Genomic DNA, 15,011 nt, shown 5'->3' with positions numbered 1-15,011 from the left:
GGCGCCGTCAGGCGGCGGTGAGGGCCGGGTCCACGCGGGCGCCGTCGAGCCACGTCTGCATGACGCGGTTGAAGAGCTCCGGGTCCTCGGCGCTCCAGGCGTGGTGCATCCGCGGGACCGTCCGGACCTCCGCCCGGGGGAGCACCCGGGCGACGGCGACGTTGGACCGCGCGATCTCCCGCGGTTCCCGTGCGCCGGCCAGTAGGAGCACCGGGACGTCCGCCGCGTCCAGGCCCTGCGGCAGTGCGCCCGCGAACAGCTCGGCCATCATCCGCTTCGCCGTCTCCTGGCGGATGTCCATGCCGCCGTCGACGAACATCCGGCGCGCCTCGGCATCCGGCAGCCGGAACGCGCGCGCCATCGCCTCCCAGAACCAGCGCCGGTTCCAGAGCGCGACCTGGACGCGTGCGGCGGCGCGAGTGACGTGGCCGACGCCGCCCCCGGGGGCGCCGGTCAGCAGCGCGGAGCGGACGACGTCGGGCCGCTGAGCCAGCAGGTGGAGGCCCACGACGGCGCCGAGCGACATGCCGACCACGTGCGCTCGGCCACCGGCTGCCCTGCTCTCGATGACGTCCGCGATCTGGGCGGCGGTGTCCGCGAGAGAGTGCCACTCCTCGCCGCTGCTCGCCCCGAAGCCGGGGAGGTCCGGCACCAGCGTGTGGGTGCGCAGGTGCGCGACCTGGTCGGCCCACGTCCAGCCGGCGACGTTGCCGCCGTGCAGGAGCACGACCGTCTCGCCCGTCCCGCTGCGGTGCTCCGCGACGTACATGTTCGGTTCTCCGTCTCCTCGAGGCGCTTACAACGTAAGCATACGACGTAAGGTAGCGTGGCCGCGACGCGACCGGAAGGGAGGGCACGTGCGCGGAGTCGGCCTCAGCCGGGAGCGGGTGCTCGCCGCCGCTCTGGCGATCGTCGACGCCGAGGGCGTCGACGGCCTGACGATGCGCCGGCTCGGTCGCGAGTGCGGCGTCGAGGCGATGTCCCTGTACCGGCACGTCGCGAACAAGGACGACGTGCTCGCCGGGCTTCGGGAGCAGGTCTGGGAGGGCGTGCTGAGCCGCATGCGCCGGACGGGCGTCGCGGACCGGAGAGTCACGCTGCGGACCTATGCGGATGCGCTTCTCGAACCCCTGCTCGTGCACCCGGGACTGGCCCCCGTTGTGCTCGCCACCGGGGCCGAGGAGAGCCAGGTGCGCGTGAACGAGGAGCTCGCCGGCCGGTTGCGCGCCGCCGGCGCTCAGCCGCTCGCCGCCCTCGCGGTGATTCAGCTCATCACCTCGTTCGTGCTGGGGACGGCCGCGCTCGCCGGCATCCCGGGCGGTCCGTGGGAGGAACCGGAAGGAGCGAGTGTGATCCCGGACCTCCTGGCTGACGACTCCGCCTGGCCCGGTCTCGCGTGGTTGCGGACGGCGGAGGGCGGCGAAGGTGGGGTTCGGGAGACCCTCGGTAGGCTCTACGACGAGGGGCTGGAGATGATCCTCGACGGCATCGAGGCGCGAGACCAAGGCCCACGACCAGCCTGAACGCGGCCACCGCCGTCGTCCCTGGTAGAGTGGCTCCGCCGTCAGATCGGCCGCGGATGACGCATGCCCGGGTGGACCAGCCCCGGCGCGCCGCGCAACGAGACAATGAAGGAGAACCGTGGCTCTCGACGCCGCCGTGAAGCAGACCATCATCACCGAGTACGCGACGCACGAGGGTGACACCGGTTCGCCCGAGGTCCAGATCGCGATGCTCAGCCAGCGCATCAAGGACCTCACCGAGCACCTCAAGACCCACAAGCACGACCACCACAGCCGCCGCGGCCTCATGCTGCTGGTCGGCCAGCGCCGTCGGCTGCTGGGATACCTGCAGAAGGTCGACGTGAACCGCTACCGCGCGCTCATCGAGCGGCTCGGTCTGCGCCGCTAGCACCGCGCACCGGCCCGGGCCCGGAGGGGTCCGGGCCGACGTGCGTCACAACTGAAACCCCCACACTCCCCGCCCGACCACTTCGAGTCGGTCCTCGGTAGTGGCTCCCGGACCAGGTGGTCCGAGCGCCTCGATCGAGCACCGACGCCGGCCGCCGGGGAACGATCACGAAGGAGGGCACCCATGGAGGGTCCCGAGATCCAGTTCGCCGAAGCCACGATCGACAACGGTCGCTTCGGCACCCGCACCGTCCGGTTCGAGACCGGCCGCCTCGCCAAGCAGGCCGCCGGCGCCGTGCTCGCCACGCTCGACGAGGACACCGTCGTGCTCTCGACGACGGCCGCCGGCAAGCACCCGAAGGAGCAGTTCGACTTCTTCCCGCTGACCGTCGACGTCGAGGAGCGCCAGTACGCCGCCGGCAAGATCCCCGGCTCGTTCTTCCGCCGCGAGGGCCGCCCCTCGACCGAGGCGATCCTCGCCTGCCGGCTCATCGACCGGCCGCTGCGCCCCCTGTTCGTCAAGGGTCTGCGCAACGAGGTCCAGGTCGTCGAGACCATCCTCGCCATCCACCCGGACGACTCCTACGACGTCCTCGCGATCAACGCGGCGTCGGCGTCGACGCAGATCTCCGGCCTGCCGTTCTCCGGCCCGGTCGGCGGCGTCCGCGTCGCCCTGATCGACGGCACCTGGGTCGGTTTCCCGCGCTACAGCGAGAAGGAGCGCGCCGTCTTCGACATGGTCGTCGCCGGCCGTGTGGTGGGCGACGACGTCGCGATCACGATGGTCGAGGCCGAGGCCACCGACAACGCCTGGGAGCTCATCAAGGGCGAGGGCGCCGGCGCGCCGACCGAAGAGGTCGTGGCCGAGGGCCTCGAGGCCGCGAAGCCCTTCATCCGCGCGCTGTGCGAGGCGCAGGCCGCTCTCGCCTCGCGTGCGGCGAAGGAGGTCCAGGTCTTCCCGGTCTTCCCCGAGTACGAGCCCGACGCGTACGACGCCGTCGAGCAGCAGGTGGCCGACCACCTCGACGCCGCCCTCCGTATCGCCGACAAGCAGGAGCGCGAGTCCCGCCTCGACGAGATCAAGGACGCCGCCGTCGGCGCCCTCCAGGCCGGGTTCGACGGCCGGGAGAAGGAGCTGTCGGCCGCCTACCGCGCGCTGACCAAGAAGTTCATCCGGCGTCACATCCTCACGGACAGCTTCCGCATCGACGGCCGCGGCCTCAAGGACATCCGTCCCCTGACCGCCGAGGTCGAGGTGCTCCCGCGCGTGCACGGGTCGGCTCTGTTCGAGCGCGGCGAGACGCAGATCCTCGGCGTCACGACGCTCAACATGCTCAAGATGGAGCAGCAGCTCGACACGCTCTCGCCCGTCTCGCGCAAGCGGTACATGCACAACTACAACTTCCCGCCCTACTCCACCGGTGAGACCGGCCGGGTCGGCAGCCCGAAGCGGCGCGAGATCGGTCACGGTGCGCTCGCCGAGCGTGCGCTCGTGCCGGTGCTCCCGGCCCGCGACGAGTTCCCGTACGCGATCCGCCAGGTGTCCGAGGCGCTGAGCTCCAACGGCTCGACGTCGATGGGCTCGGTCTGCGCCTCGACGCTGTCGATGCTCAACGCCGGCGTGCCGCTGCGCGCCCCGGTCGCGGGCATCGCGATGGGTCTCGTGTCCGACGAGGTGGACGGCGAGACGCGCTACGCGACGCTCACCGACATCCTCGGCGCCGAGGACGCCTTCGGCGACATGGACTTCAAGGTCGCCGGAACGCGCGAGTTCGTGACGGCCATCCAGCTCGACACGAAGCTCGACGGCATCCCGGCCTCCGTGCTCGCGGGCGCGCTGTCCCAGGCTCGCGAGGCCCGGCTGCACATCCTCGACGTCATGGCCGAGGCCATCGACACGCCGGACGAGATGGCCGCGACGGCGCCCCGCGTCATCACCGTCCAGGTGCCCGTCGACAAGATCGGCGAGGTCATCGGCCCGAAGGGCAAGATGATCAACCAGATCCAGGACGACACGGGCGCCGACATCTCCATCGAGGACGACGGCACGGTGTTCATCGGCGCGACCGACGGCCCGTCGGCCGAGGCGGCGCGGCAGGCGATCAACGCGATCGCCAACCCGCACATGCCGGAGGTCGGGGAGCGCTTCGTCGGGACCGTCGTGAAGACGACGTCGTTCGGCGCGTTCGTCTCGCTCACCCCGGGCAAGGACGGCCTCCTGCACATCTCGCAGATCCGTCGCCTCGTGGGCGGCAAGCGCGTGGAGAACGTCGAGGACGTCCTCGGTGTCGGTCAGAAGGTCCAGGTGGAGATCGCCGAGATCGACCCGCGCGGCAAGCTGTCGCTGCACGCCGTCGTCGAGGAGACGCCGGCCGACGACGCTCCCGCCGAGGCGTCCACGGCCACCGCCGACGCCTGAGGTGGGCACGGAGCTGGTGCTCGGCCCTTCGGGGCCGGGCACGGAGCTGACGCTCGAGCAGGACGGCGGCGCCCTCGTGCGGCGTTCCGTCCTGCCGGGCGGCATCCGGGTGCTGACCGAGTCGATGCCCGGTCAGCGTTCGGTGAGCATGGGCGCCTGGATCGCCGTCGGCTCGCGGGACGAGCACGACGGGCACCACGGGTCGACCCACTTCCTCGAGCACCTGCTCTTCAAGGGCACGGCGCGCCGCGACGCGATGGAGATCGCGACGGCGTTCGACGCCGTCGGCGGCGAGGCGAACGCGTCGACGGGCAAGGAGTACACCTGCTACTACGCCCGGGTGCTCGACGCCGACCTGCCGATGGCCGTGGACGTCATCACCGACATGGTGACGTCCGCGACGCTCGACGCCGGTGAGTTCGAGACCGAGCGCGGGGTGATCCTCGAAGAGCTCGCGATGAACGACGACGACCCGAGCGACGTCGCGCACGAGCAGTTCGCGGCAGCCGTGTTCGGGGCGCACCCGCTGGGACGGCCGATCGGAGGGACGCCCGGCTCGATCAGGAGCGTCCCGCGGGACGCCGTCTGGGAGCACTATCGGCGCACCTACGCGCCGCCGGAGCTCGTGGTGACGGCGGCGGGCAGCGTCGACCACGAGGCCCTGTGCGCGCAGATCGCCGACGGCGTCGCCGGTCCGTGGACCCTCGACGACGCTGCCGCGCCGGTGTCTCGCCGCGTCGCCGGCGGCACCGTGGCCGGTCTCCCGGACGCCGGGACCGCGATCACCGTGCGCCGCTCGACCGAGCAGGCCAACGTCGTCCTCGGCGCCCCCGGCCTGGTGGCGACGGACCCGCGGCGGTTCACGATGTCCGTGCTGAACGCCGTCCTCGGCGGCGGGATGTCGTCGCGGCTGTTCCAGGAGGTCAGGGAACGGCGCGGGCTCGCCTACTCGGTCTACTCGTTCGCCACCGGCTACGCCGAGGCGGGCGCGTTCGGCGTCTACGCCGGGTGCGCCCCGTCGAAGGTCGCCGACGTCACGCGGATCCTCGGCGAGCAGTGGGAGCAGCTCGCGGCCGACGGGATCACCGCCGAGGAGCTCGAGCGGGGGGTCGGCCAGCTGTCGGGGTCGCTCGTGCTCGGGCTCGAGGACAGCGGCTCACGCATGTCGCGCCTCGGCCGCTCGGAGATCGTGTTCGGGGAGCTCGTGAGCGTGGACGAGACGCTCGAGCGGTTGCGGGCGGTCACCGCCGACGACGTCCGGGAGCTGGCCGCCGAGCTCGCGGCGGGGCCGCGCTCGCTCGTCGTCGTCGGCCCCTTCGACCACGACATCGCGGGCGAGGCCCTCGCCCGCTGACGCTCCCTCGTCGCCCCCACTTCCGCGAGAGGTTCTGTGCACGACCGCGAGAGGAAGTGTGCGCGTTCGCGAGAGGATCACTGCGATCCTCTCGCGGTCGCGCACAGAACCTCTCGCGAACGTCAGGGGGCTGCGACGTCGTCGTCGCTCGGCGCCGCCGTCGTGCTCGGGAACGGCTGGCGCAGGATCGCCGCCGTGAGCGCCTCGATCGGCTCTTTCGGGGAGCGGGGGTTCGCGACGAGCGTGATGTCGATGTCGCCCAGCTCCGGCAGGCCGAGCGTCCCGGGGAGCACCTGGACGTCGTCGGGAACGAGGCTCGCCGGGTAGACGGCGATCCCGATTCCCGCGCGAACGGCCGCCAGCACGCCGTTGACCTCGAGCGTCTTGCACGTGATGCGCCAGGTCCGTCCGGCCTCGGCGAGCGCACGCACCGCCGTGGTCTTGCTGAGCGACGGCGCCGCGTACGTGATGAGGGGGAGGGGAGCGTCGTCGGGCAGCCGGGTGCCCGGGAGCCCGATCCAGACGAGGCGGTCCCGACGCACGACGCGGCCGGACGTCTCGCCCGGCGGCTCCTTGACGAACACGAGGTCGAGCTGGTTCGCGGCAAGCCTGCGCTGCAGCGCCGCCGTCTGCGTGACGGTCAGCTCGAGGTTGATCTGCGGGTGCCGCTGCCGGAACGTGCGCAGCACGCCGGGCAGCTGGGCGATGGCCAGGTCGTCGGCGGCGCCGAACCTCAGGCGTCCGCGCATCGCGGTGCCGGTGAAGTAGCTCGCGGCCTCGTCGTGCGCGGCGAGGATCGACCGGGCGAAGCCCGCCATCGCCTCGCCGTTGTCCGTGAGGGAGACGGCGCGTGTGTCGCGCACGAGGAGCTGCCGACCGGCCGCCTCCTCGAGCCGGCGGACGTGCTGGCTGACGCTCGGCTGACTGATCCCGAGCTGCGCCGCGGCCTGGGTGAAGCTCAAGGTGCGCGCGACGGCGAGGAACGTCCGCAGGTGCGTCGGGTCGAACACTTCAGGTGCCTTTCGCCGGGAGGACAGTCGCCCTTGACGCTGACGTTACTCATTTGCGCGTCGAATGACATTGATAGTACGCATAGATTTCGTAAATGGCGACGCGCCGGGTTACCGTGAACGCGGTCCGGACCACATCATCGACCCGATCCACGACCGCTCCCGACTCTTACTCGCTCCGAACGCTGCCCCGAGGACCCACCGTGACCACGGCCGTCGCCGCCACGCCCGCCGCCCCTACGAGAACGATCCCGACGCCGACGACGCCGCCGCCGATCCCGACGCCCCTCCCCGAGCCCGTCGCCGTGACGACGCCCGTCGCGGCGCCGACGCCGGAACCGACCCGGCCCGTCGCCGAGCCGACCGGTGTGCGCTCCGCGCTCGACTCGCTGAAGGTGCGCAACTACCGGCTCTACGTCATCTCCCAGCTCCTCACGAACCCGTGCGGCTGGATGCAGCGGGTGGCGCAGGACTGGCTCATCCTCAGCCTCACCGGCAGCGTCGCGATGGTGGGGCTCACCGTCACCCTGCAGCTCGGGCCGATGCTCCTGTTCGGCCTCTGGGGTGGAGTCATCGCGGACCGCTACAACAAGCGCGTGATCCTCATGATCACGCAGTCGCTGTTCGCGCTCTCCGCACTGGTGCTCGGCGTGCTCACGCTCACGGGTCACATCCAGCCGTGGCACATCCTCGTCAGCGCCGGCTTCCTCGGCCTCGCGACGGTCGTCGACAACCCGGCGCGCCAGGCGTTCGTCGTCGAGGTCGCCGGACCGGAGCACCTGCGGAACGCGATCAGCATCAACTCGACGGTGTTCCAACTCGGCGGGCTCGCGGGTCCGGCTCTCGCCGGGGTCGCGATCGCCGCCGTCGGTGAGGGCTGGGCGTTCGTGGTGAACTCGATGGCCGGGGCGGTCGCCGTCTCGCTCCTGGCCGCCATGCACCCGACGGAGCTGCGGCTCGCCCCGCGCGTCGAACGCGCCCGCGGTCAGCTCCGAGAGGGTCTGCGCTACGTCAAGGGCAAGCCCGAGATCCTCTGGGCGGTCGTGCTCGTCGGTTTCGTGGCCGTCAGCGGGATCAACCTCGCGACGGTGCTCGCGGCCTACGCGGACGACGTCTTCGACATCGGCGCGGGCGGCTACGGGCTGCTGAACTCCTGCGTCGCGATCGGCGCGGTGCTCGGCGCGCTCGCGTCCACGCGCCGGGTGAACCTGCGGCTGCGACACCTCGTCGCGACGGCCGCGGTGCTGGGTGTCCTGGAGATCGTCGCGGCGTCGCTCGGGTCCGTGTGGGTGTTCGCGCCGGCGCTGATCGCCGTCGGTGCGGCGTCTCTGCTGTACCTCACCGGCGGGAACACGCTCGTCCAGACGGCCGTCGCCCCGCAGATGCGTGGCCGTGTCATGGCCCTGTACATCCTGGTGCTGTTCGGCGCTCAGGCCGCCTCCGGGACGCTGATCGGCGCGATCGCGACGGCGTTCGGGGCGCACGCTGCGATGTTCGCCTGCGGGCTCGGGCCGCTGCTCGGCGCCGTCGTGGTCGGGATCGTGCTGGCCCGGCGCGGCAAGCTCGTGCCCCGCGTCATCCTGCACGACCGCCCGGGTCGGGGCATCGTCTACGTCGTGCCGCGCGCCGGCAGCGAGACGCCTGCAGTGCCTCAGCCGGCCGCGTCCGGGGCGGCCCGCGCAGCCTGACCTACCCTGGTCCGTGGTCCCGTCCCTCGGGGCCTCGACGACACGGGAGGGCATCCATGGCGAGGCGTGCGGTCGTGACCGGCGGCGGGACGGGGATCGGCGCGGCGGTCGCCGAGCGGCTGGCGCGGGACGGGGCCGACGTCGTCATCGTCGGACGCCGTCGTGAGGTCCTCGAGGAGACGGCGCGGCGTATCGACGACGTCGTCGGGCGCGCAGCCGTCAGCGTCGAGACCGGCGACCTCGTCGTGCCGGACGACGTCGCGGCGCTCAGCGAGCGTCTCGTCGCCGGTGCTCCGGTCGACGTGCTCGTGCTGAACGCCGGCGGCTCGGGTGGCGGCGGGGGCACGCTCGCCGAGATCGCCGACGGTTGGCGGTCGGCGTTCGACAACAACGTCCTCTCCGCCGTGCTGCTGTTCTCCGCGCTCCGGGATCACCTGGCGCGGCCGGGTGGCCGGATCGTCGCGATGAGCTCGATCGCGGGGCTGCGCGGCGGCGGCGCGTACGGCGCGGCGAAGGGGGCGATGAACGCGTGGGTCATGGGCCTCGCGACCGAGCTGGCGCCCGAGGGCATCACGGTGAACGCCGTGGCGCCGGGCTTCGTGCCCGACACGGAGTTCTGGGCCGGCCGGCTCACCGACGAGGTCGTGTCGTCGCGGCTCGCGCAGATCCCGATGGACCGGCCGGGCACGCCGGACGAGGTCGCGGCCGCGGTCGCCTACCTCGCCTCGCCCGACGCCGGCTGGACCACCGGGCAGATCCTGCAGGTCAACGGCGGCGCGCTGCTCGGTCGCGGCTGAGTCGCCGTCAGAGCGGGACGCCGCTGCGGACCCGTCGACCGGTTCGCCCCGCGGGGATGCGACAGGTGCTGTTCGATGGACGGGTGACCAGCGAGACGATCCCGGACCCCGACGGCCCCCAGCAGAACACCGACCCTCGAGCGGCATCGGCGGCGACGGCTGCGGAGACGGCGGAGAAGGTCGCCGAGCACGGGGCGCCACCGCCGCCGCGCCGAGCCGCGGTCGTCTTCAACCCGACGAAGGTGGACCGCGAGGTGCTCGGTGCCGCCGTCGACGCAGCGGCAGCCGAGGCCGACTACGACGAGACGCTGTGGATCGAGACGACGGAGGAGGACCCCGGCGTCGACATGGCCCGGCAGGCCGTGTCCGAGGGCGTGCGCGTCGTCCTTGCGGCCGGCGGGGACGGGACCGTCCGGGCTGTCGCGGAGGGCCTGCGGGGCTCCGACGTCGCGCTCGCGCTGATCCCGAGCGGCACCGGGAACCTGCTCGCCCGCAACCTCGACATCGTGCTCGACGACGTCGACGACGCCGTCTCGACGGCGTTCGCGGGCGAGCAACGCCGCATCGACCTCGGGGTGGCAACGATGCGACGTCCCGCCGATGGCGGAACCGCGGAGCGCGTGTTCCTCGTCATGGGCGGCGTCGGGCTCGACGCGCAGATGCTCGTGAACACGGACGACGAGCTGAAGAAGAAGGCGGGATGGCTCGCGTACGTCCAAGCGATCGGTCGCTCGCTCACGGGTGGCAGGCGGATCGCCCTGCAGTACCGGATCGACGGCGGCGAGCCGCGCCAGGCACGGGTGCACACGCTCATGGTCGGCAACGTCGGGGCGCTGGCCGGCGACGTCGTGCTGCTGCCCGACGCCGAGATCGACGACGGCGTGCTCGACGTGGTCGCACTCCGGCCGGACGGGGTCGTGGGCTGGTTGAGCGTCTTCTTCCGGGTCCTCGTGGGGCACCGCGGCATGCGCGGGCAGGGAGACTCGACGACGTTGCCGCTCAACAAGGGCGGTCGCAAGCGGCTGGACTCGCTGCGCTACCTGCGAGGCCGCCGCATCGAGGTGCGGCTCGCCGAGAGCGAGCCGTTCGAGCTCGACGGCGATGAGATGGGCGACGTCACGGGCTTCACCATGACCGTCGAACCGGGCGCGCTGGCGGTGTGCGTGCCGTGAGGAGTCCGGCGGACGGCGCTCGCCGCCCGGGCCCTAGGCTGGCAAGGTGACGATCAGGGTGGCGGTCCTCGGGGCCGCGGGACGCATGGGGAGCACGACGGCGCAAGCGGTGCGTGACGCCGAGGGGCTGGAGCTCGTGGCCGAGGTGGACGCCGGCGACGACGTCGCGGCGCTCGCCGGACGCGCGGACGTCGCCGTCGACTTCACCCTCCCGGACGTCACCGAGGCCAACGTGCACGCGCTGCTCGACGCCGGGATCCACGCCGTCGTCGGCACCACGGGATGGGACGACGACGCGCTCGGCCGGGTGAGTGACCACGTCGGTCGCACGGCAGGGCTCGGCGTGCTGGTGGCGCCCAACTTCTCTCTCTCGGCGGTGCTGGCGATGCGGTTCGCCGCGCAGGCGGCGCCGTACTTCGCCTCGGCCGAGGTCGTGGAGCTGCACCACCCGCGCAAGGTCGACGCGCCGTCGGGCACCGCCGTGCACACCGCGCGCGGGATCGCGGACGCGCGAGGCGCTGCCGGCTCGCCCCCCATGCCCGACGCGACCGAGACGGCGCTGCCGGGCGCGCGGGGCGCCGTCGTCGACGGCGTGCGTGTGCACGCCCTGCGGCTCGAGGGCCTCGTGGCCCACGAGGAGATCCTGTTGAGCAACCCCGGCGAGCTCATGACGATCCGCACCGACACGTTCGACCGGGCGAGCTTTATGCCCGGCGTCCTGCTGGCCGTGCGGGAGATCGCTGACCACCCGGGGCTGACCGTCGGCCTCGACGCGTACCTCGACCTGTGAAGCGGCGCGCGCTGCTCGGGGCGCTCGCCGTCGTCGCACTGCTCGTCCTGTACGCCGTCGCCGTCGGGCAGCGTGCCGTCGCGTTGGTGAGCTCCGGCGAGCCCGTGGGGATCGCGATGGGCGTGGTGGCGTTCGTCATCCCGGTGCTCGCCGTGGGCCTCGTGGCCCGGGAGCTGATGCTGGCGCGGACCGTCGACCGCATGGCCACAACACTGGACGCCGAGGGTGGGCTCGTCGTCGACGACCTCCCGCGCAGTCCGGGCGGCCGGATCGACCGCGGGGTCGCCACGGAGCGGTTCGCGGAGTTCCGCTCGCGCGCGGAGCGGGCGCCGGACGACTGGCGCTCCTGGTTCCACCTCGCCTGGGCGTACGACGCGGCAGGGGACCGGCGTCGGGCGCGCGAGGCGATGCGCCGCGCGGCCCGGCTCTACCGGCGCTGAAGGGCGACCCGGGCGGGCCTTCTCAGCGGGAGGTCTCGCTGGCGGCGTCGCCAACCGTGTAGTGCGTGCCCTCGTCGCCGCGCTCCGCGTTCGCCTCGCGCTGCTTCGCCGTCAACGACATGCGGTCGATGAGGGCGAGCGCGACGGCGGAGAGCACGAACGCGAGGTGGATGATCGTCTGCCACATCATGTCCTCGCCGGTGATCTGTCGCTGTCCCTCCTCGTCCATGACGCCCGACGAGATGAACGTGCGCAGCAGGTGGATCGATGAGATGCCGATGATCGACATCGCGAGCTTCGTCTTGAGCACGTTGGCGTTGACGTGGCTCAACCATTCCGGCTGGTCGGGGTGCCCGTCGAGCCGCATGCGGGAGACGAACGTCTCGTAGCCGCCGATGATCACCATGATGAGCAGGTTCGAGATCATCACGACGTCGACGAGCCCCAGCACGATGAGCATCGTCGTGGCCTCGCTCGTGAACGCCTCCATGCCCGCCGGGGCGTGGTCGAAGAACGCGAAGTCGACGAGGTGCCACAGCTCCTTGAGGAACTGCCAGACGTAGATCACCTGGGCAGCGATGAGCCCCAGGTACAGCGGCATCTGCAGCCACCGCGAGGCGAAGATGAGGTAGCTCAAGGAGCGCGTCGCCGCGCCTTGGCGAGAGGGCGCGCCAGGGCGCGGGGTCGTGGCGGTCACGCGAGTGATCTCCTCGGGTGGTCGTCGGTGCCGGCTGACGGACCCGCCGGGCAGCGGACCGGGGACGATCCTACGTGGCGCTCCCGGGAGAACGCTCAGAGCGCTGCTGTGAGAAGCACCTCGTCCATCGCGGCTCCGGGCACGTCGAGGGTGCGGCGCAGCCCTGCCGGCGACAGCCCGGCGCCCGTGAGGAACGCCATCCGCGCCTCGTCCGTCTCGAGTGACCAGGCCTGCACGTGGTGCGCGCCACGCTCGCGGGCGAGATCGACGACGGCGGCGAGGAGCCGCGACGCGTGGCCCTCCCGTCGGCGTGCCGGGTCGACCTCGAGGGCCACGATCTGGACGGCGCCCGGCTCCGCGGGGTCGGCCGGGTCGGCCGGACGGGACGGCACGGCCGCGGCGAAACCGACGACGTCCGGGCCGGCACAGGCGACCAGCACCTGGTGGCGCGGGTCCGGCGGCCGCTCGATCGACGCCCGCCACGTGGTGGCGACGGCGTCCTCCTCGACGGCGGCCATCGCCGCCTCGGCGGGAGTCCCGGCGTGCAGGGTGCGCCACGCCGCGAGCTGGATGCGCGCCACGCGGGCGGCATCCTCGGGCACGGCGGGCCGCACGGAGACGTCGGCGGTCGGGTTCACAGCATCCACCCCAGAGCTCTCAGGCCCGCCGCGACGATCGCGGCGAGCAGGACGACGACGATGAAGGGTGCGCGGAGCGCGAGCGCGATCGCCGCGACACCGAGCGCAGGGAGCCGCGCGTCGAACGCGAGCGAGCGTCCGGTGGTCACGGCCTGCACGGCGACGAGGGCCGCCAGCAGCGCGACGGTCATGAGCGCGGCGATCCGCGCGATCCGCGGATCCTCGAGGCGTTCGCGCGGCACGTACGCCCCCACGAGCTTGATCCCCAGGCACACGAGGCCGGCGATCGCCACGGCGACCCATCCGGTGACGCTCACGTGATCGCCCCCGGGGAGGGCGCGGACGGCGTCGCCGTCGGTGTGCTCGGTGTGCGCCAGCCGAGCACGATCGCGACGACGGCGGCGCCGAGCACCGGGATCCCGGGCGGCGTCACCGGGACGAGCGCGAGGGCGACGACGACGGCGCCCGCCGCGGCCCAGCGGGAGAGCGGGTCGGCGAGACGCGGCCAGACGAGCGCCAGGAACGCAGCGGCCGCGGCGGCGTCGAGCCCCCACCGCCGTGGGTCGCCGAGCAGGTCGCCGAGGAGCGCGCCGGCGAACGTCATCGCGTTCCAGCCGACGAACACGCCGAGCCCGGTCCACCAGAACCCGACCCGGGACAGTCCCCGCGTCGGCTGCGCGGCGGCGACCGCCGTCGACTCGTCGATCGTCAGGTGCGCGGCGGCGACGCGGCGCCAGCCCTCGAGCGCGAGCAGCGGGGACAGCTGGAGGCCGTACAGCCCGTTGCGCACACCGAGCAAGCCCGCCGTGGCGATCGCCGCTGTCGGGGAGCCACCGGACGCGGCGATCCCGATGTACGCGAACTGCGAGCCGCCGGAGAACATGAGGAGCGAGAGGGCCATCGTCGGGCCGAGCCCGAGACCCGCGGCGATCGCGAGAGCCCCGAACGAAACGCCGTACAGCGCCGTCGCGATCGACACCGACAGTGCCTGGCGGAGCGTCGCACCTCGGGCTGCGACGGCGCTCCCGGCGTCGGGAGCGAGGGGCTCGTCGGGCACCGGACCACTCTAGGGCCGCCTCCCCGCGCCGTTGCCGACCGCACGGACGTCCCACCGCACGTGTCCCGCGTCCGCATCGCGGGCTCGACGGCGGTACGGTCGTCGCCATGAGTCAACCCACGCGCGGCGCAACCCGCCCGTTCGGCGCGGTCCTCACCGCGATGGTGACGCCGATGACCGACGACGGCGCTGTCGACCTCGACGCGTCTGTCCGGCTCGCTCGCTCGCTCGTCGCCCAGGGCAACGACGGGCTCGTGCTCAACGGCACCACGGGCGAGGCGCCCACCACCCACGCACCCGAGAAGGCCGAGCTCGTGCGCGCCGTCGCCGACGCCGTCGGGAAGGACGCCGTGGTCCTCGCCGGCGCCGGCTCGAACGACACGGCCCACGCGGTGCGGATGGCCGAGCAGGCCGCCGAGGCCGGCGCGGACGGGCTGCTCGTCGTCGCCCCGTACTACTCGCGCCCGTCGCAGCCGGGGCTCGTCGCGCACGTCAAGGCCGTCGCCGACGCGACCGACCTGCCCGTCATGCTGTACGACGTCCCCGGCCGCACCGGTGTGCGCTTCGCGCCGCAGACGCTCGAGGCCCTCGCGGCGCACGACCGCGTCGTCGCCATGAAGGACGCCACCGGCGACCCCTACGCCGCCGCCAAGGCCATCGAGAGCACCGGCCTCGCCTGGTACTCCGGCGACGACGCCGCGCTCCTGACGCTGCTCGCGCTCGGCGGCGTCGGCGTCGTCAGCGTCTCCGCCCACGTGGCAGCCGAGCGCTTCGCCGCCGTCGTCGCCGCCTGGGACGCCGCCGACCACGCCGAGGCGCTGCGCCTGTTCCGCTCCGTCGTGCCCGTCATCGACGCGCTCAACGGTGCCGGCTTCCAGGCCGTGGCCGCCAAGGCAGCCTGCGAGATCGCGGGGCTCATCCCCACGCGCGCCACGCGGCTGCCGCTCATTCCCGCCACCGATGCCGAGGTCGAGGGGATCCGGGACGGCATGCGTGCCGCCGGACTGCTCGACGTCGCGCTCCACTGATCCCAGGAGAC

General features: G+C 72.8%; 16 protein-coding genes. 10 read left to right on the top strand and 6 right to left on the bottom strand.

The annotated features are described in order from the left end of the window. Window positions 1-7: 7 nt before the first annotated feature. A complete protein-coding gene (locus tag BCAV_RS12490; protein WP_015882971.1) occupies window positions 8-769 on the bottom strand; it encodes an alpha/beta fold hydrolase in 762 nt (253 codons plus the stop codon). A gap of 88 nt (window positions 770-857) precedes the next feature. On the opposite strand from BCAV_RS12490, the gene BCAV_RS21665 reads away from it, so the two are divergent. The 4 genes from BCAV_RS21665 to BCAV_RS12470 all read left to right on the top strand — a co-directional run bounded on the left by BCAV_RS21665 (window position 858) and on the right by BCAV_RS12470 (window position 5,683). Further along, window positions 858-1,523: a TetR/AcrR family transcriptional regulator gene (locus tag BCAV_RS21665; RefSeq protein ID WP_015882970.1), complete on the top strand. Its 666-nt coding sequence runs from the start codon at window positions 858-860 to the stop codon at window positions 1,521-1,523. Between the two features lie 118 nt (window positions 1,524-1,641). Then, complete coding sequence (gene rpsO, locus BCAV_RS12480) at window positions 1,642-1,911, top strand: 30S ribosomal protein S15 (RefSeq protein WP_015882969.1); 270 nt, start codon at window positions 1,642-1,644, stop codon at window positions 1,909-1,911. Between the two features lie 183 nt (window positions 1,912-2,094). Further along, entirely contained in the window at window positions 2,095-4,329 is a 2,235-nt protein-coding gene (locus BCAV_RS12475; RefSeq protein ID WP_015882968.1) for a polyribonucleotide nucleotidyltransferase, read from the top strand. Window position 4,330: 1 nt separating this feature from the next. Then, window positions 4,331-5,683, top strand: a complete 1,353-nt coding sequence (locus BCAV_RS12470) for a M16 family metallopeptidase (RefSeq protein WP_043347131.1) — start codon at window positions 4,331-4,333, stop codon at window positions 5,681-5,683. A gap of 122 nt (window positions 5,684-5,805) precedes the next feature. Here BCAV_RS12470 and BCAV_RS12465 read toward each other — a convergent pair whose 3' ends face one another. Next, window positions 5,806-6,693 carry a LysR family transcriptional regulator gene (locus BCAV_RS12465; protein WP_015882966.1) on the bottom strand — a complete coding sequence of 296 codons (888 nt, stop codon included), beginning with the start codon at window positions 6,691-6,693 and terminating at the stop codon, window positions 5,806-5,808. 203 nt (window positions 6,694-6,896) lie between these two features. Between BCAV_RS12465 and BCAV_RS12460 the strand changes: the two genes are divergently transcribed. The 5 genes from BCAV_RS12460 to BCAV_RS12440 all read left to right on the top strand — a co-directional run bounded on the left by BCAV_RS12460 (window position 6,897) and on the right by BCAV_RS12440 (window position 11,580). After that, window positions 6,897-8,381, top strand: a complete 1,485-nt coding sequence (locus tag BCAV_RS12460) for an MFS transporter (protein ID WP_015882965.1) — start codon at window positions 6,897-6,899, stop codon at window positions 8,379-8,381. Between the two features lie 56 nt (window positions 8,382-8,437). Continuing rightward, entirely contained in the window at window positions 8,438-9,178 is a 741-nt protein-coding gene (locus BCAV_RS12455) for an SDR family NAD(P)-dependent oxidoreductase (protein WP_015882964.1), read from the top strand. Window positions 9,179-9,261: 83 nt separating this feature from the next. Continuing rightward, entirely contained in the window at window positions 9,262-10,350 is a 1,089-nt protein-coding gene (locus BCAV_RS12450) for a diacylglycerol/lipid kinase family protein (protein ID WP_245528841.1), read from the top strand. Window positions 10,351-10,396: 46 nt separating this feature from the next. Continuing rightward, on the top strand, window positions 10,397-11,140 hold the full coding sequence (gene dapB / locus BCAV_RS12445; RefSeq protein ID WP_015882962.1) for a 4-hydroxy-tetrahydrodipicolinate reductase: 744 nt from the start codon (window positions 10,397-10,399) through the stop codon (window positions 11,138-11,140). Beyond that, window positions 11,137-11,580, top strand: a complete 444-nt coding sequence (locus tag BCAV_RS12440) for a hypothetical protein (protein WP_015882961.1) — start codon at window positions 11,137-11,139, stop codon at window positions 11,578-11,580. Before dapB ends, BCAV_RS12440 begins: the two co-directional genes overlap by 4 nt. 22 nt (window positions 11,581-11,602) lie before the next feature. On the opposite strand, the gene BCAV_RS12435 is transcribed toward BCAV_RS12440, so the two are convergent. The 4 genes from BCAV_RS12435 to BCAV_RS12420 form a co-directional block, all read right to left on the bottom strand. Continuing rightward, window positions 11,603-12,277, bottom strand: a complete 675-nt coding sequence (locus BCAV_RS12435) for a TIGR00645 family protein (RefSeq protein WP_015882960.1) — start codon at window positions 12,275-12,277, stop codon at window positions 11,603-11,605. A gap of 95 nt (window positions 12,278-12,372) precedes the next feature. Further along, the gene (locus tag BCAV_RS12430) at window positions 12,373-12,915 is read right to left on the bottom strand and encodes a GNAT family N-acetyltransferase (protein WP_245528840.1); all 543 of its coding nucleotides are present in this window, start codon (window positions 12,913-12,915) and stop codon (window positions 12,373-12,375) included. Next, the gene (locus tag BCAV_RS12425; protein ID WP_015882958.1) at window positions 12,912-13,232 is read right to left on the bottom strand and encodes an AzlD domain-containing protein; all 321 of its coding nucleotides are present in this window, start codon (window positions 13,230-13,232) and stop codon (window positions 12,912-12,914) included. Before BCAV_RS12425 ends, BCAV_RS12430 begins: the two co-directional genes overlap by 4 nt. Next, entirely contained in the window at window positions 13,229-13,972 is a 744-nt protein-coding gene (locus BCAV_RS12420; protein ID WP_015882957.1) for an AzlC family ABC transporter permease, read from the bottom strand. Before BCAV_RS12420 ends, BCAV_RS12425 begins: the two co-directional genes overlap by 4 nt. A gap of 107 nt (window positions 13,973-14,079) precedes the next feature. Here BCAV_RS12420 and dapA point away from each other — a divergent pair, with 107 nt between their 5' ends. Then, on the top strand, window positions 14,080-15,000 hold the full coding sequence (dapA, locus tag BCAV_RS12415; RefSeq protein WP_015882956.1) for a 4-hydroxy-tetrahydrodipicolinate synthase: 921 nt from the start codon (window positions 14,080-14,082) through the stop codon (window positions 14,998-15,000). Window positions 15,001-15,011: the final 11 nt, after the last annotated feature.

Source organism: Beutenbergia cavernae DSM 12333, from assembly GCF_000023105.1.
GTDB lineage: Bacteria > Actinomycetota > Actinomycetes > Actinomycetales > Beutenbergiaceae > Beutenbergia > Beutenbergia cavernae.
This window is presented reverse-complemented; position numbering and strand designations above follow the sequence as displayed.